We start from the raw sequence: 21,328 nt of genomic DNA, 5'->3' as shown, positions 1-21,328 counted from the left end.
TACAATCTGTCATCAGATCTGCCTATCAATATTGATAGGCAATGGTCATAACCCTGTGGGATATCCCCGGATGTCCTGCAACCGCTGATGACAGCAGAAACCACGACAACATCAAGAGGCATCAGAATGAAAGCAAAGGACACAGAATTCAAGGAAAACGTATCTGAGGATATAAAACCAGAAGAAGAACTCAATAGGTCTGAGATGGTGCTGGAGGGGATCGATCTCATCCCTCTTCCCCTTCATGTCATCGACAGGGATTACAGGATCCTCTTCATCAATCAGGCTGCAGCAGCCGCACTGGGGATGAAGGAGAGCGAGTGCCTCGGGAAGCACTGCTATGACCTATACAATGCCGATATCTGCAAATCAAGGAACTGTCCCGGCCGGGTGGCTATGGAAACCGGGAAGACAAACAGCATTGACATTCTGTATGATGACGGTCGGTGGGAGAACTGCACCAGTGTGGCCCATCACGACGAAAATGGCCGGATCATCGGGGCGGTCGAGTACTTCCCGGACATCACCGCCCAGAAGCAGACCGTGCAGGATCTTCTCCATGTCGGCGAGGAGGCGCGGAACGGGAACCTTTCAACCCGCGCCAGCCTCGACGCCGAAGGCGACTTCCTGGAGATCGCAAAAAGCGTCAACACCCTCCTCGAAGCCGTCATCGTGCCCATCCAACGCGCCGCACAAGATGTCGAACTCATCGGCAAGGGTATAATCCCTGAAAGAGTTGATGCTTCAACTTACAAAGGGGAATTCAAACAGCTCGCAGAGAGTTTCAACAACTGCACCGATGGTCTTGAAGCTCTTAAGGAGGGTTACGACGTCCTCCAGAGGATGGCACAGAATGATTACACCCGGAAGGTCGAAGGAAACTACCAGGGTGGCTTTGCGAAGATCGCGGAGGCGATCAATGGTGTGCAGAGCAGTCTCCTCCGCATCCAGGCAGGTGTGATCACCTTCGGTGTAGGCAACCTGGAACAACTTGACGACCTCAAGCGCGCCGGGCGGAAGTCAGAGAACGACCAGATGATCCCGGCCTTCATCGCCACGGCGGAGCATCTTCGCGCCCTCGTGGACGACGCAGAAATGCTTGCAGAGGTAGGCAGGCGGGGAGAACTTTCAAAACGGGCCGACGCATCAAAACATCAGGGGGAGTACGCCAACGTCATCGAGGGCATGAACCGTCTGATGGATGTCGTCGTTGCCCCGATTAACGAAGCAATGCGAGTCTCAGGGTGCTTTGCAAAAGGCGATTATACCACTCGGTTCTCCGAGGATATTTCTGTAGCAGGCGATTTCCAGAAATTTAAACAGTCATTAAACGATCTGGGCACAAAGTCTGCCGCCATGGTGGGGCAGATCCAGCAGGCGGTCGAGCAGGTGGAGGCCGGAGTCTCGGACGCGAGCAGGGGGTCCGGCGAGATCTCAAAGGCCGCTGAACAGGTGGCAATCACGAGTCAGCGGTGTGCAGACCTCAACCGGGATCTCCTCATCAGAATGGAAGAGATCAGTCACCGCATCGGCGACCTCTCGGCATCGAACGAGGAGATGGCAAGCACCTCGCAGGAAGTCCTCGGAAGAGCAGAAAATGTGGCAAAGATGGGCAGTGACGCCCAGGGCCTCGGCAAGGAGGCAAACGAGAAGATCGCCGTAGTCGACGAGATCGCCACCGAGAGTGTGACCGATATCACTCAACTCAACGAGGAGATGCACGAGATCAACAAGATCGTCAAACTCATCACCGATATCTCAAACCAGACCAACCTCCTCGCGCTGAACGCTGCGATCGAAGCGGCAAGAGCGGGCGAACATGGCAGAGGGTTCGCTGTCGTCGCAGGCGAGGTCAGAAACCTTGCAGGTGAATCAAAGAAGGCCACGAACGACATCGAAACCCTGATCACCTCCATCCAGGCAAAGAGCGAGAAGACAGCGACAGCCATCAAGTCTGCGAACAACGAGATCACCGCAAGTGTCGAGAGTGTGAACAACGCGATCCTTGCCTTGAACAAGATCGTCGAGGGTGCCGTGGCGGTGACCCACGATATGAGCGAAATGGCGAAAGCCATCGAAGACCAGGCAAACACGAGTAATGCTGTCGTTCATACCGTCGATGAAGGTACGAGACTGACGCAGGAGACGCAAAAAGAGGTGAGCGACCTTGCCGCCCTCGCCGAGGAGGCGAGCGCCTCGACCGAAGAGATCGAGAGTGTCACCAACGAACTCGGTTCCATGGCACATGGACTGAAAGAGACGATGGCACAGTTCAGGGTATAGGCGAGCGAGATGGATATCACAGACGTTGTCGAGTTTGAGATCGGGGGCACCCACTATGCCCTTGACATCAACCTCGCACGGGAGATCGTCGAGATGGTGCCGATCACGCCGATACCAAGGGCGGCGTCACATATCGCCGGGATCATCAATCTTCGAGGCGAAATCACCACCATTCTGAACCTGAACAGGCTCCTCGGCCTCCCTGAAAAGACAAATGCAGAAACAAGAAAGATCATCATCCTGGTCTCCGAAGCCGCAAACGGGTCGAACACCGGGATCATCGTCGACGATGTTCATTCCGTCCTGCGGGTCGGCAGGGACGACGTGGTCCAGATGGATGAGACGATGGCAAAAGAGGCCTATGTCAAGGGGATTATCAGAGCGAGTACCGATGAAAAGGTGACAAAGACGCAGGATGAGAACCTCATCATCTGGATCGATCTCCAGAAGGTCATTGAGGAAGAGGTGAAAAAAATCTGAACCATGAACTACCATATTTCTTAAAGAGAAGGTATTACTCTCCATAAACCGATATATAACACTAAATGTCCGGGAATAATTGGCGGAAGATCCATCAGACTTGCAGATCTGCAGTCGATTTCTGGACCATTTTCCCCATTTTTTTGACAGTATTGAGTTTCGGGATCGTTATATTCGGGTTTCTGAACGGTGTAAAGAGCATAATTCCTGTAGTCCTGTACCTCCCCATTATTCTCATCGCCTATCGACAACCAAACTACGGCATTCAATTCTCGTTTCTGGTCGGCACCTCATATCTGCTATTAAATCTGGTCTATTTTCCAGACCTGGCCGAGATCCCGGTGGCTGTCATCAAAGCAACAGTTCTCATCGGGATCGGCACCCTCACGTCCATCCTCTCACACAGACTGAGTATCAAAGAGAGCAAACTCCGCAGCATCTATGACGCCTCAGCCGCCGGGATCTTCCTTCTGAGAAGGGACGGCGCGATCATTCAGGCAAATGACCGCCTTCTCTCGATGCTCGGGTACCGCGATCATGATAGCCTCCAACGTCTGGACCAGATCTGGGAGGACGAGAGGGCCACCATACTCTTTAACCAGACAATGAAAGGTGGAGAAAATAAAGAGATCGAGACTGAGTTCCGATGCCGCGACGGAACCCTGCTTGCAGTCCTGATCTCGGCAGGACCGGCACCAGACGAACAGATCGTCTGCACTGTCGTCGACATCAGCAGAATGAAGAGAGCAGAATGGGAAAAGCAGGAAGAACGCGCCAGGACAAGACACTACCTCGATGTGGCGGGTGTGATCCTCCTTGTTATCGACGATCACATGGTCGTGCGGATGATCAACCAGAAAGGCTGTTCAATCCTCGGCTACCCTGAATCCGAGATCATCGGGAAGAAATGGACTGAGCACTTTCTGCCGACCCATGCAAGGGGAAAAGTAATAACAGCCTGTTTTACCATCCTTTCTGGATCCCGGATAAGCATCAAAGAATTCGAGAACCCAATCCTGACCGGAGACGGAAGCGAACGTCAGATCTCATGGGATCTTCGCCCTTTAAAGGATGAAAACGGAGACATATACTCAATACTCGCCTCCGGAGAGGACATTACCCTGAAAAAGAAAACAATTGAGACCCTCAGAGAGACTGAAGAATGTTACCGGCGCCTCATTACCATGACCCCAGAGGCGATCGGGATCACCTGCGAAGGTAAAATTATCCATCTCAATGCCGCAGCCCTGAAGGTGCTGCGAGTGACCTCTCTCGAAGAATTTGGAGAACGCTCATTCTGGTCGTACATCCACCCAGAATCTCACGAAACGGTCCGGAACGAACTCCAGAAGATCCACACCGGAATCTGGTCTTCCTATTTCAACGAAGTCAGACTCTGTCTGGCAGACGGAACGAGCCCGTATGTCGAAGCGACAATGATCCCGACCACCAACCAGGGACATCAGGCCATTCAGTTCGTTTTCCGCGACATCACCACAGAGAGAAAGATAGAAGAAGAACTGCGACAGTCAGAAAATCTCTACCGGACGCTGTTCGAAGCTTCAGGTGCCGCCACAGTGATCATCGAGGAGGATCTCATGATCTCCCTCGCCAATTCTGGTTTTGCCGAACTCTCGGGATATGCGAAAAACGAGATTGAGGGAACTGTTCGATGGGAACACTTCTTTACCGGGGCGGATCTCGATCAAATGCTTGAGTTCCACCAGAAGAGATGTAAAGAAGGCGGAGACGTGCCCCAGGTTTATACCTCCTGCTTTGTCGCAAAGGGCGGTTCGATCCACAATGTCATCGTAACCATCGCCCTCATCCCGGGAACAAAGAAGAGCGTGATATCGCTCGTCGATATCACTGTTCAGAAGGATTACGAGACAAAGTTGAAAAATTCTCTCAGAGAAAAGGACGTCCTGCTCAAGGAAATCCATCACCGCGTCAAGAACAACATGCAACAGATCGCAAGCCTCCTCTCTCTCCAGGGATCCACCATCAGAGATCCCGAAGCTATCGACCTACTCAAAAACTGCGAAAGCCGGATCATTGCGATGGCCCTCGTCCACGAGAACCTCTATATGTCAGAAAATCTGGCGTCGATCGATGTGAAGATCTATATTTCCACCCTCTGTTCTGAGATCCATGATTCTTACGCGTCAAGTTCAGAGTTCGTCATCAAGACCGATATCGACGATATCACCCTCGATCTCGACACCGCGATTCCGATCGGGCTGATCGTGAACGAACTTGTTTCAAACGCCATTAAACATGCATTCCTCGGGAGGAAAACAGGAACAGTTCAGGTCGGCCTCCACAAAAAAGCAGCGACATTGTGCCTCACCGTGGAAGACGACGGTATCGGGGTTTCTCCAGATATTATCACAGACAATGTGGGAAAACTCGGGATAAGGTTGGTCAGCGTTCTTTCCGATCAGATTGGCGGCGTTTTTGAGGCATACACCGATGAAAGAACTCGATTTACCGTATTCTTTCCAGACCCACCCTCTAAAAATTGAAAAAAAAGATCCCTCCTCAGAGGGCCTCAAGGAACATCCTGTGCAATCTGAGATCGCCGCAGAGTTCGGGGTGGAAGGAGAGGACCATATGCTTTCCTCGCCTGACGGCAACGATCCCCTCGTCTATCCTGGCAATCACCTCGACATCAGGGCCTGCGGCCGTCGCCATCGGCGCCCTGATGAAGACCGCGTGGAAGGGTTCATCAAGCCCTGCGACCTCGAGGTCGGCCTCGAAGGAATCGCGCTGCCGCCCGAAGGCGTTTCGTTCGATGGTGATGTCGACGATGCCGAGAGGTTCAAACCTGGAATCGTTGATCTCGGTCGCGACCAGCACCATCCCGGCACAGGTCGCAAAGATCCCGCCTTCGAAAGATCGGATCGCCTCACGGAGACCGCTCTCGGCGATCAGTCGGGCAAGGGTCGTCGACTCGCCGCCGGGAATGGCGAGGGCGTCGCAGCCCTCGAGGTCGGCCGGCATGCGGACCGGCACGACCTCGCCGTCCCCTCCAAGGGCGACCTCAAAGGCCTGGACATGTTCGCTCACGTCCCCCTGCAGGGCGAGGACGCCGACCTTCTTACCAGCCACGCTCCTGCAGCCTCTCTTCTCCCTTGAGTTCATGGATGTCCAGGCCCTTCATCGGGTCACCGATGCCGCGGCTCACCTCGGCGATGACCTTTGCGTCGGTGTAGTGGTGAACAGCCTCGACAACTGCCTTCGCCATCTTCTGAGGGTTCGAGGACTTGAAGATCCCTGACCCAACGAAGACACCGTCCGCACCCATCTGCATCATGAGCGCGGCGTCGGATGGCGTAGCGATCCCACCCGCAGAGAAGTTCACAACCGGGAGGCGGCCCATCTTCGCCGTCTCGGCAAGAATCTCATATGGCGCCTCGATCGCGCGGGCACGGGCTCGGAGTTCCTGCTCGTCCATACCGGCAATCTCCCGGATCTCGCCCTGTATCGCCCGCATGTGCCGCACCGCCTCGACAACATTGCCGGTCCCGGCCTCGCCCTTCGTCCTGATCATCGCCGCACCCTCGTTGATCCGGCGCATCGCCTCGCCGAGGTTGCGAGCACCGCAGACGAACGGCACGGTGAACTTCATCTTCTCGATATGGTACTCCTCGTCTGCCGGGGTGAGAACCTCGCTCTCGTCGATCATATCGACGCCGATCGTCTCAAGCACCTGGGCCTCGACAAAGTGACCGATCCGCACCTTGCCCATCACCGGGATGGACACGGCGTCGATGATCTCGATGACCTTCTCAGGGTCGGCCATCCGCGCCACTCCACCGGCTTTCCTGATATCGGCCGGAACCCGCTCAAGCGCCATCACGGCAACAGCGCCGGCTTCCTCAGCGATGCGTGCCTGCTCGGCGTTCACCACATCCATGATGACCCCTCCCTTCTGCATGGACGCAAAGCCCCGCTTCAGGAGCTCGGTGCCGTACCTCAGTTCCTCAAGTTTCATTATTCCTACCTATTGGACAGTCAACCCAATAAAAATAGTGCGATGATCGCAAACGAGCAAAATCCAAGCGTAATACCTCGTACAGCTCCAATAATTTCCGGACCGCCGTCAACGAGGCTCCGCTCTCCGGGACCAATGGTGTATATCCCCGGCTTGACAAACTTCACCCCGGCCCCGCCGGCGATGACACTCATCGGCCATCCGCCGTTGGGACCGGGCCGCTTCCTCCGGTCGGCGCGGAGCGTCTGCAACGCCGGCGCGAACCGGCCTTTCACCGCGAAGTAGACAAGTCCCACCAGCCCTGTCAGCCTGGAAGGGAGGAGGTTTGCGAGGTCGTCGGCTCTGGCGGCCCACCAACCCAACCGGAGCCGCTCATCAGGATAGCCGAGCATCGCGTCCATGCAGTTGATCGCCCGATACACCGCCGCCGCCGTGAGCCCCAACCCAAAGGGGGCGAAGACCGCGAACCAGAAGAGTGGGGCGACGACCGAGTCGGAGAGGTTCTCGGCCACCGACTCATAGGCCGCAGAGCGGATCTCCTCGGCACTCAGGGTGGCGGTGTCGCGCGAGACCAGCATCCCGGCGGCCCGCCGACCCTCTTCAAGGCCTCCACTGGAGAGGGCCGTCTCGACGGCGAAAGCATGCTCCTCAAGGGAGCGCCAGGCAAAGGTTACCTTGAGGAGGAAGGGGGAGACGAGGAGGAGGACGAGAGGCGGAAGATAACACTCGACCATCCAGAAAGGAAAAGCAAAGAGCAGCACCGAGAAGATCCAGAGAACGACCCCCACCACGCGCTGAAGATATACTGGATAGCGCACAGGGCGGCCCCACCACCCGACAAACCGCCCGAAGAGGGCGACAGGATGGAACGGCGTGTGGGGGTCACCGAACAACCGATCGAGAACCAGGGCAAAAAAAAGGGTCAGGGCCGCAGGAACCACGCAGCGAGCACCCCTGCAATGAGAAGAAGGAAGGCCGAGGCCTCAAAGGCGGTGAGCCCGGTCCCCACGTAGATTATGAAGAGAAGGACCGCCACAGTTACAATAGCAAACGGAACCACCGGGAGTTTCGGAGGGGCTTGCGGTTCTTGCTGCACCACAACCGACTTTTCTTCCTTCGGAACCGGAAGATCGCGGACATAGACCAGGAGATCAGAGCGGTTTGCCCCATAGCCCGTGATCACCTGAAGGGTGAAAGTCCCCGGAAAGACATCATTCCTGAGATAGACCTGGATCTCTGCATCCTCTTCCAGAAAAATATTTTCATGAACAAAATCGGTGAAACGAGCGGCATCAGGAGCCGATATGGTGAGATGGAGAGGGGAACCCTCATTGAAAAGTTTCAGTACGAGCGTGTCCCCTGGTCCGACTTCCACAGACTCCGGAAGGTCTATAGAATTGATCCTATATCTGTTGAGCCGGATCTCACAGGGGACGTCCATACTTCAGTCCTGATCAGCTGGGGGGAGGAGGTTGGGGATACCTTCTCTGATAGGGTACTCGACCCCACACGCACCGCAGAGCAAGGATCCTTCGATGATATCATCCTCTTTCTCCTCAACCACCCTGAGTTCAAGGTCTCCCTTGCAGACCGGGCAGCAGAGGATGGGGAGGAGCGAGCGCTTCACAGTTCATCCCTCAGGTCAATGATCTGGGAGAGTTCCGGACCGGTTGAGATCAAGCCGATCGGAGCGCCGATATCCTTTTCTGCCTGCTTAAGGAATTCAATGGCCTTCGGGGTGAGCTCGTCGTATGAAGTCGCCCCAAAGCAGGCCGGATCGATGTGGTCGATCCCGGTGATCGCGGCGATCGTACATCCGTTGATCATCGCCGAGTACCTGGCCATCTTTGCGTCCCAACCACCGATCCTGCGGAGCCGGTGGGTGACGGTTCCAAACTCCTGGAAGCCGAGAGTATTCGATTCTTCCTCAGACATCTCAGTCTGGAAGGGGCCTTCACCGACCCTGGTCGGATAGGCCTTAAAGACGACGACAACATCGTCGATCTTCGTCGGACCCACCCCGTTGTCAGCCGCGATCTGTGAGGCCGAGGTGTCCTTGCTCGTCACGTACGGATAGGTGCCATAGTACAGGGAGATCCCGAACCCCTGCGTTCCTTCGAGAAGGACATTATCGCCCCGATCGATGGCCGCATTAACATCCTCCGCAACATCGATAATATATGGAGAGAGTTCAGGGACATCCTTTGCCTGCCTGGAGACCCGCAACACCCGATCGGAGTTCGCAGGACCACACCCGGTGCCGGTCGAACCGATCTTCTTGGCCAGGTGATCGCTGCTCTGGTCCCGTTCCACATGCTCTTCCTCGATGACTCCGCAACGTCCGTCCACGAAGACCCGACCTTCTACGCCAAGGAGACCGATCTCCCTGAGGAAGACTCTCGGATCAACGAGCACTCCACTCCCAATGTAGAGTTTTGCGTTCGGATAGACGAAACCCGATGGGATCATCCGCACGCCATAGTTCTGGTCCCCGACCGTCACCGTGTGTCCGGCGTTCGGGCCTACGCCTCCCCTTGAAATAATAGAGGGATGGTCCTGGTGGGCAATATGCGCGACGATCTTGCCCTTTCCTTCATCCCCAAAAAATCCTCCGACAATGATGGTGCACGACATGTCTATATCATGTAATTTGGGGCGATACTTGATGATAAAAGTATATCATCAAGGCCCCTACCCCTCACTCCTGATCGCACTTCTTGTCTCCCGAACCTGAGAGACACCGCCTGATGGTACGGTAGAAGGGGATGTGCAGGAGGATATGGACGACCATCAGCACCATGAAAACCAGACCCGTGATATTGTGGAGAACCACCCACTCCCCTCTCGTCACCCCCAGAAATACCCTGAGGTTGGTGGCGCCGGTTCCGGCATGAACCCACTCAAGACCTCCTCCACCCGAAGGAAGAAAGAAAAAGAGGACTACCGATGTCAAACCCACGATCAAGAAAGTTATAAGCAGTGCAAGATCAATGACGGCGTTGATCTGTCTTTTCTGCATAGCAGGGCATGCGACTTCTACCGATATATATCATTACCAGGGAACCGACGCGGCGAGAACTTTCTCCGAGATCGCAGTTCATTCCTTCATCCTCAGAAGGGTGTGGACGTCTGGAAAAAATCGTCGGAGACCATCCTCCATAAAATATGACAAAGATAATACGGAACAAAAAATATCAATATCTCCAGTGGAAACAAAGGGGTTCAGCAGGCCAGAATTGTCAGACAAAGGTCATACACAAAAGATCGCGATCAAATGAACAAACAAAAAAGGGATCGCGCGGATCTCAGCCGCGGAGGTGAGACACAAACTCACCCATCCGCTCGACTGCAACTGAGAGATCCTCACGACTCGTGGCGTACGAACATCTGATATGCCCCTCGCCGGCCGGGCCGAAGGCGCTGCCAGGCACGACCGCGACCTTCTCCTCCTTCAGGAGTTGCTCGGCAAATTCCTCATCCGAGAGTCCGGTCGCCTTCACCGAGGGGAAGGCATAGAAGGCGCCCAGCGGCATGTGGCACTGCAACCCGATCTTGTTCAACCCTTCGACAAAGAGGTTACGGCGGAGGCGATACTCACGCACCATCTCATTTTTATCTTCCTCGGCCTGCCTCAGGGCTGCGAGAGCAGCAAATTGGCCCATCACCGGGGCACAGAGCATGACATACTGGTGGATCTTCAGGGCAGCGTCACAGATCTCTTTCGGGGCGCACAGATACCCGATCCTCCATCCGGTCATCGCATATGCCTTGGAAAAACCGTTAAGAGTGATCGTCCGCTCGCGGAGTTCTTCAATGGAAGCCGGCGAGCAGTGAGTCCCCTCATAGGTCAGTTCCGAGTAGACCTCATCAGAGATGAGGAGAATGTCGTGGTCCACAAGGATGTCGGCGATCCCCCGATAGTCGCTTGCATTCATCACCCCGCCAGTCGGATTGTTGGGGTAGTTGAGCAGGAGCGCCTTGGTCTTCGGAGTGACCCGTTCCATCAATGCCTCGGGGGTGATCTTGAACCGGTCCTTCTCCAGACAGGGGAGAGGAACCGGTCGACCGCCCGTAAGAGTGACGCACGGGGCATAACTGACATAACTCGGGTCCATGACGAGCACCTCGTCCCCGGGATCGGTGACCGCCCTGATCGCGATGTCGACCGCTTCTGACACCCCGGTTGTAATGATGATCTCGTCCTCAGATGAGTAGTCTGTCCTGTACCGACGCGCAAGGTCGGCTGCAAGCGTCTCGCGCAGGGCCGGAAGCCCCTTGTTCGAGGTGTACGAGGTGACGCCCTGCTCTATCGAGTAGATCCCCGCCTCACTGATGTTCCAGGGGGTGGAATAATCCGGTTCACCGACACCGAGGGAGATTACGTCGTCCATCCCGATACAGAGGTCAAAAAATTTCCTGATCCCTGAAGGTGGAATCTCTCTCGCCCGCTTAGATACAAAGTCCCGCATACGGCACCTCAGAACGAGTAAGGGAGGCGTTCTCCCGCGATCCGCTCGTCATATGGCGTCCCGTTCTCTTTGTAGGTCTTCATTACGAACTGGGTCGATGTCTCGTTGATCCGCTCCATGGGGGCGATGTGTTCGGAGACAAAACGGGCGACTTCCTGCATCGTCCGTCCGGTGACGACGATGATGAAGTCATACCGCCCCGAGACCAGACGGAGGGTCTTCACTTCTCTGAAGCGCGCGATCCGCTCGGCGATCTTGTCATAACCAAAGTCGCGCTCTGGTGAGACCTTCAGGGCGATGATCGAGGTGACCTCACTGTCCCCGGCCTTTTCCCAGTCGATGACTGCAGAGTATTTCCTGATGGCCCCTGCTGCCTCCAACGCCCTGATCCGGTCCTCGGCCTCGTGTACAGGGAGCTCTACCATGGTCGCCAGTTCCTCAATCGGAACGCGGCTGTTTTCCTCCAGGATATGGAGGACCAAACGATCTTTGTCATCCATTGCAATCACCGAAACGATGCCTTCAGGCGGTTGAGGTCAACCTGGGCGAGACGTTCCTCAGAAAGCCTCGGATCCTTCGCGAGGACTTCCTGTATTTTCTTCGTGTTGCTGTCAAACCACATCTCTTTTGTCCTCCCATATCGTCCTTTCGAAACGACGCGGGTGTTGATCACCCCGAGCATGTTTAATTCAGAGATGAGGTCGGTGATCCGCCGGTGGGTGAGGGGGTCGATGTTCACAATGCGCGAGACCTCCCGATAGACCCTGGTCACCTCACCGGAAGTGAAGATCTTCTTGTCCATCTCCTCGAGGAGAAGCATCGAATACAACACGACCTTGCTCTGGGTGGGAAGGGTCGAGATACACTCGATCATCGAGTCGGTCTCGATCTTATCGAGGGCCATGCGCACATGCTTCTCCTTTGCCTGTTCGGCGTTCTCGCGGTCCGCGAGTTCGCCTGAGACCCGGAGGAGGTCAAGGGCGCGCCGCGCGTCGCCGTGTTCCTGCGCGGCGAAGGCTGCGCAGAGCGGGATCACACCCTCTTCGAGGCTTCCTTCAACGAAGGCCATCTCGGCGCGTTGTGCAAGGATATCACAGAGTTGCGGGGCATTATATGGGGGGAAAACGATCTCTTCCTCGGAAAGGGAGGAGAGGACACGGGGGTCGAGGAAGTCGGTGAACCTGAGGTCATTGGAGATCCCGATTATCGAGACCTTCGCACCCTGAAGGTCTGCGTTGATCCTGGTGAGGTTGTAGAGGGTCTCGTCCCCACTTTTCTTGACAAGTTTATCGATCTCGTCGAGGACAATGACAAGCACTCCACCAGTTGCTTCAAGCTGGTTCTTGAGTTCGGTGTACACCTGGTCGGTCGGCCACCCGGTCATCGGAATGTGAGCGCGCGCGCGATCACTCGGGGTGGCATCCAGGTCCTCAAGGCTCTTGGCAATCTGAGCGAGCACCCGGTACTGGGTGTCGATCACCTCACAGTTGAGATGAACCACGCGACACCCGGTCCCCACCCCGGCGCCCACCTTCTCTAGTTCACTCCCGACATACCGGACGCACGCAGTTTTGCCGGTCCCCGTCTTCCCATAGATGAGAATGTTCGAAGGAGTCTCATCCTTGATAGCGGGTGCAAGAATAGAAGCGATGGCATCGATCTGGGGTCGCCGATGAGGGAGGATCTGCGGTCGGTACGAGTGCCTGAGCACCTCCCGGTTCTTGAAGATACGGTTGTTACTAAGGAATTTCTGGAAAAGACCAAGGGGTTGATCATCGTTTTCAGACATAGTATCAGCTGCAGGTGTAATAGAGCGAATACTGATCCATGGGAGCGAGGAGATATAACCCCTTTGTTTCCATTGGAGATACTATATAAATCAGATCCTTTCTTTCAGAAAACAAGCCAGATATGCCGTGATCGTGAGCGTTCACCCCCACCCCTTTGTTTCGAGTGGAGTCGTAAAGAAAACAGGATCCTGTTTTCTTTTTAAACAGTGAAAAACAGCTTGTTGTATGGTTCGCGACTTGTACTATATATCCGATCTGATCAGAGATCAGAGATCACGTCGATCTGACCGAGACTTGATCTATGATCCGTGATCGGCGCGAGATCTGATCGCGGATCCCTCATCGATGATCCTGATGATCAGAGATTTCAGATCCAGTCCAGTCTGGATCAGCTCTCCTCTGATCCTGAATTCCTGATCATAAGGATTGGAGATCCCTGATCAGGGGATCGGAGATCTCAGATCAGACGTGATCGAGATCATCTCCCCTCTGGATCGCGGATCTCTGATCCTGAATTCCTGATCAGGGGATCAGAGATCTCGGATCAGACGTGATCGAGATCATCCCCTCTCTGGATCGTGGATCTCTGATCCTGAATTCCTGATCAGGGGATCGGAGATCTCGGATCAGACATGATCGAGATCACCCCTTCCTGGATCGCGGATCTCTGATCCTGAATTTCTGATCAGGGGATCGCGGATCCTGGATCCAGAATCTCAGATCAGGTTTTGATCTCTCTTTGATCCTGTCTGATCCTCCTTTGATCCTCTCCTCCTCCTCTTTTGATCCCTCCTTTTCCTCCTCGATCGCACTGATCCGGAGAGCACAAAATGAGGGTACAGGAGAGATCATGAGGATGATCTCAGGTGATCTCCATTCTGGATTTAAGGGAGTAAAGCAGGTTTTATCTGTTTAAGTGCGGGGATATTCGGTAAAAACATCAGAGGGTACGGGAGGGGATCCGGAGGCAGAGGAGTGCATTATCTCTCCTTTTCTCTTCTCTCTTCCTTTCACTTGTTCCAGTGGAAATGAAGGGGTGGGGGTTCGCCGCTCCTCCCACAAGAGGTATCTGGGGGAAAGGTTCAATCACTCAATGAGGACTGTCCATGAAACCGGAACATGTCAAAGACATCGAGGTGACCGTCGCGGTGGTAACTGTCTCTTCGACGCGGACTGAGGAGACCGATACGAGTGGAAAGGCGATCTGCGGTCTCCTTGAGGCTGCAGGGTACCATGTCATCCACACTATGATCGTAAAAGACGACACCTCGGCGATCAGGGCCTCACTCTTCGAATCACTCTCGGTGGCCGACGCTGTTGTTTACAATGGAGGTACAGGGTTGACCCCTGACGACTGCACCATCGAGGCGGTGGAACCCTTCTTTGAGAAGAAGATCGAAGGGTTCGGAGAACTCTTCAGGATGCTCTCATATGAAGAAATTGGAACCTCGGCCCTTCTCTCGCGCGCCGCCGCCGGAGTCGCCGGGGGGAAGGCGATCTTCTGCCTTCCCGGATCGACCGGTGCGGTCACCCTCGCCACCGGACAGATCATCGTTCCCGAACTGCTCCATATCATCTCACACGCGCGTGGATAGATCGCTCTACAGTTCTACAGTTCTGTTGAGACTCTCATACTTTTTTGTAACACTATGATCCCACGTCATCTCAGATCCTCGCGCCGGAGGCTGTACCGTCGTACGGTTGTCAAAAAGAGATCGTGAAGAGCGTGGTGCCACTCCCGTCAATTTTCACTGTGAAGGTTCCGGGGGATCATCTCGTGCCAGGGGCCCTGCCCGGATCCCAAAGATGAGAATAGGACCGGGAAGGTCGGCCTACCGGTTTATCTCAAGAAGGGCCACCCGTTCATAGACGAGGGGTCTGATCCGCCCGCCTGCGGCCTCGAGTTCCTCCTCCGTGATCCCGAAGCGGTCCATCAACCGTTGTTGCCTGGCGGGGTCGATCTCCTCCCAGTCCTCATCGGTCCAGTCGACCAGACCGGCAAGAGCCTCGGCGGCCGCCGGGGAGGGGGGGCAGAGGCAGACATAGGAACGGTTCGTACCCTCGTGAAGCCCGATTTCTGTTCCGATCCGGCACTGTCGGGTACCTGCGGCATAGAGCAGGGCCTCCATCTCCAGAGACCTGGAGATCGCCCGCTCTTCTCGCCATGAGCGCACCGCATGGTCGACCGCCTTCTCGGCATGACCGCGTCCGGCCATCTCATCTGCGTCAAAGCAGATGATATGGGTCTGGTGCGCCTCTGCGATCCTGGCCATCGCCTTCAGGAAGGCCGGCAGCGAGTCCACCTCGATGATCGCCTCCCTCACCTCGCACTTATTCATTCTCGGTTCCTCCGAATGCACTCAAAGAAGTCTGGTGTTCGACTGGAGTTTCAGGGATAGGTTCATCGACTGTCTCCGCGTCGGGAATTTCTTCCACCTTGCCGCCCGCCTGAGCGACGACCCTGGCCGCGATCTTCTCGCCGAGGACAGGGCTGAGTTTCCTGACGCCGGCGGCCTTGAGGTCTTCGGGAGTGGTAAGCCCCGCGTTGAAGAGCCTTCTCGCCCGCACCCGCCCGATCCCGCGCAGTTTGATCAGCGGGAGGAGTTCGCGTTTGATCCCGTGTTTTACCCTGATCTCCAGTTCGGCGATCGGTTCTTCGAGTTCTGGCGAGAAGAGGTGGGCGAGGCGCGAGGTCGCATGGATGAGCCAGACCGCCGTCTCGACCTTGTTGTGGATGTCGCCTGGTCCCACATTGAAGCGTTCGCAGATCATCTCGTCGGTCACCTCCTCAGCCCAGTTAAGGAGGAGCATGGTGGTCTTGACACTCTGGAAGAAACCTTCGAGGTCATCGTAGCCGTACGGCACGCCGGTCCAGAGTTCGTCGCGGCGCTCCGCGAGGAAGCGGTCAACAAACTCGTAGTCGTCCTTGCGCAGGAAGAGGGTGAGCATGTCCGGGGTCTCGCAGAGGAGTTCGAGCACCCCGACATCGGCGTATGGGGGCCGCTGTCTGAGTCCATCGACGATCGCCTCGGCGGTTCTCGGGTCGATGTATAGTCTGGAGACGAGATTCCCGTACTTGGTCCCTTCGAGCCATCCATCGAGTTCGTCGATCATCTCGGCCGCGACCAGGTCGTCGACGACCCGTTCGACGGTCTCCTGGATGGTGGAACGGCGACCCTGGTGCTCGTAGGCATAGAAGGTTGTCTCCATAAAGGCGAGCACGTCGGTCCGGCTCCTTGCAAATCCGGTGGTGATCAATGAGAGGATATGGGAGCGGAGGGCGTTCTCGGCATTGCACTGCGAGTGGACTTCTTCAGGCGGCGCTTCGATGTAGGTTTCGAAGAGACCTTCACGGTCGTTCTCCCGTTTGGCGATGAGCACCGCCTCCCCATATGGATCGAGGTGCGGCCGTCCGGCCCGTCCGGCCATCTGTTTGTATTCGCCAACCGGGATCCTGACCATCCCCCCCTGGCTGAACCTGAGGTAGTCGCGCACGATCACCCGTCTGGCAGGGAGGTTCAGGCCTGCGGCCAGAGTTGGGGTCGAGGAGATGACCTTGATCGCTCCCTTCCTGAACCCGTCCTCCACTTCGTGGCGCTCGGCCGCTGCAAGACCTGCATGATGGAAGGCCGCCCCTCCTTTCACGCACCTTGCGAGTGTTCGGCCCAGTTCAGTCGATGCCCCCCGATCGATCCGGTCTGCAGCCGACTCAAGGGTGGTTTCGGAGAGTTTCAATTTTGATGCGGCCCTTTTTGCAAAGGCCTCGGCGTTTCGTCTGCTGTTTACGAAGACCAGGCACTGCCCACCCTCGGCAATAGTGTCCAGACAGAGGTTAAGATCATCGTCCTTCGAGCCCGCTGGGATCTTGCGGGTATGGTTATCGAAGTGGATCTGCCCCTGCCAGTAGACCCCTTCGCGCAGATCGACGGGGCGCCACTCACTGGTCACCAGTTCCGCGTCCAGCCAACCGGCAAGCGCTCCCGGATTTCCGACCGTCGCCGAGAGGGCGATCACCTGTATCTGAGGATTATTGTGTCTGAGTTTGGCGATCACCATCTCGAGGGTCGCCCCTCGGTCCTCTGAACCGATGAGGTGGCACTCGTCCACGACCACCAGGGTGATTTCAGCGAGCCATTGAGCCTTGTTCCTGAGCAATGAGTCGACTTTTTCGGAGGTCGCGACGACGATGTCGTTTCTGCCCAGGTAGGCGTCCCGCCGGTCCAGGTCTCCGGTCGCCACTCCGACCGAGAGGCCTTTCCCTGAAAAGTCTTCGTACTTCTCAGTGGCGAGCGCCCTGAGCGGGACGATGTACAGACACTTGCCCCCCTCGGCCACCTGCCGGTGCATTGCCATCTCCGCGACGATAGTCTTCCCACTGGCGGTGGGGATGGCGCAAAGGAGATTTTTCCCTTCGAATATACCACTCCTGACGGCCTCATCCTGCGGGGGGTAGAGGGCCTCGATACCTCTCACGGTGTACGATTTTTTGAGAGGTTCTGGGATGGGGAGGTCGATCACCTTCATATAGACCCCTTTGTTTCCACTCCACTCTTTGTCATATGTTTCCAGATCTAAAGAAATATAGAGAAAATTGTATATCTCTCTCCACCAGCAATTATCCTGGTCAGTAGTAGTATCCCAGGATGTCCTCGCGCTCCTCACGCCGCTTCTTCTCAAGGAAGGAGAAGACGGTCTCGTGCTGGGCACCGTTGATCAACATCTCGATGGCAGTGCGCGCGTTTCTGAGTTTCTCGGGCATGCCGATGAGGGCCACCGTCTTCCCCTGTACCGAGATCTCGACCTTGGTCATGTCCTCGATCTGCTGGCGGCCTTTCCCGGCCTTACCGATGATCCTTCCCCGCAGGCGTTCCTGCTGTTTGGGCGAGGGATCGATCTCGGAGAGATCGATGACTTCGATGGTCATGTCCTCGTCCTCGAAGAGGCGGAAGGCCCGTTCAGGGGAGAACCCGCGTGCAATCGCGGTGACCACGTCGGCGGCCCGCAGCACTCCGAAAGCGTCTTCACCCTCGATGAAGACGTCGCCCTCGCCGCTGTCGATCCTGATGGCACTCCCGGTATTCTCTTCGATCTTTCTCTTTATGGCTCCCCGTTTTCCGATGAGGGCGCCGATCCGTTGTGCTCCAATCCTGATCTCCTGCACAGTCATATGAATCACCAGTCTTTCTTTTCTCGGAGCGGTCTGATCGCTCCGCCGGTCACCTCGTCCATCAACACTTCCTCGTCCTCCACATCGCAGAGAGAGGAGAAGAAACGATTGACATTCCTGATATCCCTGATCAGAAAGGTGCCGGCATTCGGGTGGTCGCGGGTGACCGCCTGGCCCATGTCGATGATATAGGGTTTGTCCATCCAGAGTATATTGAACTCGCTCAGGTCACCGTGAACGAGGCGGGCCTCCTGATACAGCATTTTGATGTATCCGATGACCTCGCGGTATGTCGCTTTCGGGTCGGGGAGGTCGACGTACCGGATCTGGGGTGCCGGCACCTCGTCCTCGCCGAGGAACTCCATGATCAGGATGTTCCGGTCGAAGGCATAGGGCTCAGGGACCGGAACCCCGGCCTCATATGCTCGTTTGAGGTTTGCAAACTCCTTTCTCGTCCAGGTGAAGACGATGTCTTTTCGTGTCCGGCGCACTGACACAAATCTGGGATCACCGATGATATAGTCGGCCATCGCCTTGAAGTTCGCCGTCCGCATCCGGTAGATCTTGATCGCGACCAGTTTTTCGTTCCGCTCACCCAGAAAGACGTTTGCTTCTTTCCCGGTGGAGAGGGATCCACCCACCGAGGAGAGTTTCTTCTTGTGGACAAGACGGTACAGGGCGAGGAGGGTCACCTCGTCGAAGACCTCTCCCCTGACCTTCCTGGCGTCTTCATCCTTGATCCTGACGCCCAGCTCCTCGAGCTTTCTGTCAAAGTCCCGTCCGTCTCTGTCCGCGCCCATGGGTTTTTCTCACGTTATGCGACCGCGTCGTGAACCCCGGCGAGCATCTCGACGAGGTAGTCGGCGGTCATGTTCTTGAGGTCCAGCGGGTGGATCTTGCCACCTGCGTATGCCGTCTCGGCCTCGGCATAGGAGGCGAACTCCAGGTCGCCGCCGAACTTCTCAGGACGGTGCATGGTGATCGTCTCGAAGCGGGGGAAGATGTGGTACTGGAGTACCTGGAGCACCGGGTTCTCCTCGATCTCTGGTGGGCAAAAAGCCTTCTTCATCCTCTTCCTGATCGTATCTTCCGAGTCCGCGACTGAAATAAGGTTGCCGGCAGAGGAGGACATCTTCTTCCCGTCCAGACCGTTGAGGATGGGGGTGTGGATGCAGACCGGTGAGGGGTAGCCCATACCCGGCAGGTGCTCGCGGGCGAGCATGTGGATCTTTCTCTGGTCGATCCCGCCCGCGGCGGCGTCGACGCCGAGGAGGGCGATGTCGGCCATCTGCATGATCGGGTAGACCATCTGCGAGACGGCCGGGTGGTCCATCCCGCGCCCGACCTCGTCCATCGAGCGGTGCGCCCGGTTGACCGTGACCTCCTGCGAGAGCTGGAGGACCAGGAGTTCATACTCGGGGTTGAGCTGGAGGTCGGTGCCCATCACATACTTCGCTCCTTTCAATCCCAGGGCCTCGAAGCACCGGCGGTTGTACTCCGCGATCTCCCGCACCTCGTCCAGGGTGCCCTTGTGGTTGAGGAAGGCGTGGAGATCGGCGAGGAGGACGGTCACCTCGAACCCGGCCTTCTGGAGGTCCATGAGTTTGTTGACGGTCACCAGGTGACCGAGGTGGATCTCGCCGCTCGGCTCGTAGCCAGCGTAGACCCGCTTGACAGGCTTTTCAAGGAGTGCCCGCAGCTCCTCGTCGGTGACGATCTCGACGGTATTGCGTGTGGCAAGAGAGTAGGGATCCATAAAAAGAGTTGGGGTGCGATGAGGATTAAACTTCTTCAGATGGCATGGAAGCCGAGGGCCTCGTTGGTCATCTGGATCGAGGTTGCGGCGTCCGCGGCGCCGTTCATCATCGCCCGGATCGCGTCGACGTTCTCGACGACGACGTCGGCCTCCTGGTGGATGGCCTGGAAGAGGAAAAGTTCCTTGCCGACGAATCCGACCGAATCGGCGAAGATGCAGTTCTCGTACAGGTCGGCGCGCTGCCTGCCCATGTCCTGCGCGAACTCTTTCAGTTCCGCGGTGCTCTTGATCCCGGTGGCGCCCCTGACCAGCCCCATCCGGGGGTGCGCCTCGATGATCCCGATTATATCCTCCTTTGTGGCCTCTTTTTCGAGCTCCATCTGGAGGGCGTGCATGTGCATGAAGGTGGTCGGGACGATCATCGCCATGGTCGTGATGTTGATCTGCGGGAGGACGCTCTGGACATCAGGGCCGTGATGGCTCGGGATCTCCACAGGGTTGAGGACGATGGCATCGACCGGTCCCTTCTTCACTTCACCGGGGTCGGAGCCGCGGCGGACCATCGTCGCCCGAACTCTCTTCACCCTGAAGGCCTCGTCCACCGCATGGATAATCCGGCAGAGTCCGGTGGTGTTGCAGGAGACCACCCGCGTGAACTGGCGGCCTTTCGCCTCCTCATAGTTGCAACTCGAGCAGAAAGAGAAGCCCGCGACCTCGTGGTCCTCGCCGCCCTGCCAGATCGCCTTGACGTCGTGGAGTTCGTAGAGTTTTTTGTTCTTGACCCCGATCCCTCCGGGGGTAGCGTCGACGACGATGTCGGCCTGCTTGATCATCTCGATGACGTCGCCGGCGACCTCGATCCCGGCCTCCTCGAAGAGGGGTTTGCGGTTGATCTCGGCGATATAGAGGGGGTATCCGCGCTGGTTCGCGATGAAGGCTTCAGCGCTCGGCTTTGTCTTCGAGACCCCGATCACCTCCATATCAGGCTGAGCGGCGACCGCATCGGCGACACGTTTGCCGATGGTGCCGTATCCGTTGATTGCGACCTTGATCATGCAAAGCTTCAGTCACAACAAAACAACATAAAGGTTCCTCTCCTGGTGTGCAGGTGTTGAAGTCATGTGTTCCGTGACCGCGGCGTTTTATCCGGGGGTTTATGGATTGTCGGTGTCTGTAGGATTCATCACCTATTCCGGGTGCGAGCATGAATCAAACCCCTTCCACTCTTCTCCTGTCGGGGGGCGGTGGACTCCACAGAGGATGATGATCAGCACGGGCAAAGAGGTACGACCCACCCTCAGATTCCGTCATATTACTCTCCGTTTCAAGAGCAACCCTCCGAATTCAGGGTCATTTGGGACTTCTATCCCGATCGAACCATAGGCG

20 protein-coding genes are annotated in these 21,328 nt (G+C 56.4%); 4 read left to right on the top strand and 16 right to left on the bottom strand.

Going from position 1 to position 21,328, the window contains the following annotated elements; all coding sequences use genetic code 11:
- Positions 1–126 precede the first annotated feature (126 nt).
- From RJ40_RS08090 to RJ40_RS08080, 3 genes are all read left to right on the top strand, one after another.
- Positions 127–2,283 (top strand): methyl-accepting chemotaxis protein, encoded by a 2,157-nt coding sequence (locus RJ40_RS08090; RefSeq protein ID WP_265580349.1) that lies wholly within the window; start codon positions 127–129, stop codon positions 2,281–2,283.
- A gap of 9 nt (positions 2,284–2,292) precedes the next feature.
- Complete coding sequence (locus tag RJ40_RS08085; protein ID WP_265580348.1) at positions 2,293–2,763, top strand: chemotaxis protein CheW; 471 nt, start codon at positions 2,293–2,295, stop codon at positions 2,761–2,763.
- 65 nt (positions 2,764–2,828) lie between these two features.
- Entirely contained in the window at positions 2,829–5,288 is a 2,460-nt protein-coding gene (locus RJ40_RS08080) for a PAS domain S-box protein (RefSeq protein WP_265580347.1), read from the top strand.
- A 16-nt stretch (positions 5,289–5,304) separates the two neighbouring features.
- Here the strand turns inward: RJ40_RS08080 and pdxT are convergent, their stop codons facing one another.
- The 10 genes from pdxT to RJ40_RS08030 form a co-directional block, all read right to left on the bottom strand.
- Positions 5,305–5,874 (bottom strand): pyridoxal 5'-phosphate synthase glutaminase subunit PdxT, encoded by a 570-nt coding sequence (gene pdxT, locus RJ40_RS08075; protein ID WP_265580346.1) that lies wholly within the window; start codon positions 5,872–5,874, stop codon positions 5,305–5,307.
- On the bottom strand, positions 5,864–6,760 hold the full coding sequence (gene pdxS / locus RJ40_RS08070; RefSeq protein ID WP_265580345.1) for a pyridoxal 5'-phosphate synthase lyase subunit PdxS: 897 nt from the start codon (positions 6,758–6,760) through the stop codon (positions 5,864–5,866). Before pdxS ends, pdxT begins: the two co-directional genes overlap by 11 nt.
- Before the next feature lie 20 nt (positions 6,761–6,780).
- Positions 6,781–7,701 carry an adenosylcobinamide-phosphate synthase CbiB gene (cbiB, locus tag RJ40_RS08065; protein ID WP_265580344.1) on the bottom strand — a complete coding sequence of 307 codons (921 nt, stop codon included), beginning with the start codon at positions 7,699–7,701 and terminating at the stop codon, positions 6,781–6,783.
- The gene (locus RJ40_RS08060; protein ID WP_265580343.1) at positions 7,683–8,201 is read right to left on the bottom strand and encodes a DUF7524 family protein; all 519 of its coding nucleotides are present in this window, start codon (positions 8,199–8,201) and stop codon (positions 7,683–7,685) included. The genes cbiB and RJ40_RS08060 overlap by 19 nt, the downstream gene beginning before the upstream one ends.
- A 3-nt stretch (positions 8,202–8,204) precedes the next feature.
- Complete coding sequence (locus RJ40_RS08055) at positions 8,205–8,387, bottom strand: methytransferase partner Trm112 (protein ID WP_265580342.1); 183 nt, start codon at positions 8,385–8,387, stop codon at positions 8,205–8,207.
- Positions 8,384–9,394 (bottom strand): adenylosuccinate synthetase, encoded by a 1,011-nt coding sequence (locus tag RJ40_RS08050; RefSeq protein ID WP_265580341.1) that lies wholly within the window; start codon positions 9,392–9,394, stop codon positions 8,384–8,386. The genes RJ40_RS08055 and RJ40_RS08050 overlap by 4 nt, the downstream gene beginning before the upstream one ends.
- Positions 9,395–9,458: 64 nt before the next feature.
- The gene (locus RJ40_RS08045; RefSeq protein WP_265580340.1) at positions 9,459–9,779 is read right to left on the bottom strand and encodes a DUF4405 domain-containing protein; all 321 of its coding nucleotides are present in this window, start codon (positions 9,777–9,779) and stop codon (positions 9,459–9,461) included.
- A gap of 286 nt (positions 9,780–10,065) precedes the next feature.
- Positions 10,066–11,229: an aminotransferase class I/II-fold pyridoxal phosphate-dependent enzyme gene (locus tag RJ40_RS08040; protein ID WP_265580339.1), complete on the bottom strand. Its 1,164-nt coding sequence runs from the start codon at positions 11,227–11,229 to the stop codon at positions 10,066–10,068.
- Between the two features lie 8 nt (positions 11,230–11,237).
- Positions 11,238–11,729: an Lrp/AsnC family transcriptional regulator gene (locus RJ40_RS08035; protein WP_265580338.1), complete on the bottom strand. Its 492-nt coding sequence runs from the start codon at positions 11,727–11,729 to the stop codon at positions 11,238–11,240.
- A 5-nt stretch (positions 11,730–11,734) separates the two neighbouring features.
- Positions 11,735–13,018 carry an ORC1-type DNA replication protein gene (locus RJ40_RS08030; RefSeq protein WP_265580337.1) on the bottom strand — a complete coding sequence of 428 codons (1,284 nt, stop codon included), beginning with the start codon at positions 13,016–13,018 and terminating at the stop codon, positions 11,735–11,737.
- A 1,107-nt stretch (positions 13,019–14,125) separates the two neighbouring features.
- On the opposite strand from RJ40_RS08030, the gene RJ40_RS08025 reads away from it, so the two are divergent.
- Positions 14,126–14,614, top strand: a complete 489-nt coding sequence (locus RJ40_RS08025) for a MogA/MoaB family molybdenum cofactor biosynthesis protein (protein WP_265580336.1) — start codon at positions 14,126–14,128, stop codon at positions 14,612–14,614.
- Positions 14,615–14,851: 237 nt separating this feature from the next.
- On the opposite strand, the gene cgi121 is transcribed toward RJ40_RS08025, so the two are convergent.
- The 6 genes from cgi121 to RJ40_RS07995 form a co-directional block, all read right to left on the bottom strand.
- On the bottom strand, positions 14,852–15,358 hold the full coding sequence (gene cgi121 / locus RJ40_RS08020) for a KEOPS complex subunit Cgi121 (RefSeq protein WP_265580335.1): 507 nt from the start codon (positions 15,356–15,358) through the stop codon (positions 14,852–14,854).
- A complete protein-coding gene (locus tag RJ40_RS08015) occupies positions 15,351–17,543 on the bottom strand; it encodes an ATP-dependent DNA helicase (protein WP_265580334.1) in 2,193 nt (730 codons plus the stop codon). Before RJ40_RS08015 ends, cgi121 begins: the two co-directional genes overlap by 8 nt.
- Positions 17,544–17,643: 100 nt before the next feature.
- The gene (locus RJ40_RS08010; RefSeq protein WP_265580333.1) at positions 17,644–18,186 is read right to left on the bottom strand and encodes a KH domain-containing protein; all 543 of its coding nucleotides are present in this window, start codon (positions 18,184–18,186) and stop codon (positions 17,644–17,646) included.
- 5 nt (positions 18,187–18,191) lie between these two features.
- Entirely contained in the window at positions 18,192–18,986 is a 795-nt protein-coding gene (locus RJ40_RS08005; protein ID WP_265580332.1) for a serine protein kinase RIO, read from the bottom strand.
- 14 nt (positions 18,987–19,000) lie between these two features.
- A complete protein-coding gene (locus RJ40_RS08000) occupies positions 19,001–19,942 on the bottom strand; it encodes a tyrosine--tRNA ligase (protein WP_265580331.1) in 942 nt (313 codons plus the stop codon).
- A 35-nt stretch (positions 19,943–19,977) separates the two neighbouring features.
- Entirely contained in the window at positions 19,978–20,997 is a 1,020-nt protein-coding gene (locus tag RJ40_RS07995; protein ID WP_265580330.1) for a type II glyceraldehyde-3-phosphate dehydrogenase, read from the bottom strand.
- Positions 20,998–21,328 lie beyond the last annotated feature (331 nt).

This window comes from Methanofollis aquaemaris (assembly GCF_017357525.1).
Classification (GTDB): domain Archaea; phylum Halobacteriota; class Methanomicrobia; order Methanomicrobiales; family Methanofollaceae; genus Methanofollis; species Methanofollis aquaemaris.
The sequence above is the reverse complement of the archived record's forward strand: the minus strand, read 5'-3'. Positions and strand labels throughout refer to the sequence as shown.

Coding starts and splice junctions, on each gene's coding strand:
- RJ40_RS08090 (WP_265580349.1), top strand. CDS start 127: ATGAAAGCAAAGGACACAGAATTCAAGGAAAACGTATCTGAGGATATA.
- RJ40_RS08085 (WP_265580348.1), top strand. CDS start 2,293: ATGGATATCACAGACGTTGTCGAGTTTGAGATCGGGGGCACCCACTAT.
- RJ40_RS08080 (WP_265580347.1), top strand. CDS start 2,829: ATGTCCGGGAATAATTGGCGGAAGATCCATCAGACTTGCAGATCTGCA.
- pdxS (WP_265580345.1), bottom strand. CDS start 6,760: ATGAAACTTGAGGAACTGAGGTACGGCACCGAGCTCCTGAAGCGGGGC.
- RJ40_RS08060 (WP_265580343.1), bottom strand. CDS start 8,201: ATGGACGTCCCCTGTGAGATCCGGCTCAACAGATATAGGATCAATTCT.
- RJ40_RS08050 (WP_265580341.1), bottom strand. CDS start 9,394: ATGTCGTGCACCATCATTGTCGGAGGATTTTTTGGGGATGAAGGAAAG.
- RJ40_RS08045 (WP_265580340.1), bottom strand. CDS start 9,779: ATGCAGAAAAGACAGATCAACGCCGTCATTGATCTTGCACTGCTTATA.
- RJ40_RS08040 (WP_265580339.1), bottom strand. CDS start 11,229: ATGCGGGACTTTGTATCTAAGCGGGCGAGAGAGATTCCACCTTCAGGG.
- RJ40_RS08035 (WP_265580338.1), bottom strand. CDS start 11,729: ATGGATGACAAAGATCGTTTGGTCCTCCATATCCTGGAGGAAAACAGC.
- RJ40_RS08030 (WP_265580337.1), bottom strand. CDS start 13,018: ATGTCTGAAAACGATGATCAACCCCTTGGTCTTTTCCAGAAATTCCTT.
- RJ40_RS08025 (WP_265580336.1), top strand. CDS start 14,126: ATGAAACCGGAACATGTCAAAGACATCGAGGTGACCGTCGCGGTGGTA.
- cgi121 (WP_265580335.1), bottom strand. CDS start 15,358: ATGAATAAGTGCGAGGTGAGGGAGGCGATCATCGAGGTGGACTCGCTG.
- RJ40_RS08015 (WP_265580334.1), bottom strand. CDS start 17,543: ATGAAGGTGATCGACCTCCCCATCCCAGAACCTCTCAAAAAATCGTAC.
- RJ40_RS08010 (WP_265580333.1), bottom strand. CDS start 18,186: ATGACTGTGCAGGAGATCAGGATTGGAGCACAACGGATCGGCGCCCTC.
- RJ40_RS08005 (WP_265580332.1), bottom strand. CDS start 18,986: ATGGGCGCGGACAGAGACGGACGGGACTTTGACAGAAAGCTCGAGGAG.
- RJ40_RS08000 (WP_265580331.1), bottom strand. CDS start 19,942: ATGGATCCCTACTCTCTTGCCACACGCAATACCGTCGAGATCGTCACC.
- RJ40_RS07995 (WP_265580330.1), bottom strand. CDS start 20,997: ATGATCAAGGTCGCAATCAACGGATACGGCACCATCGGCAAACGTGTC.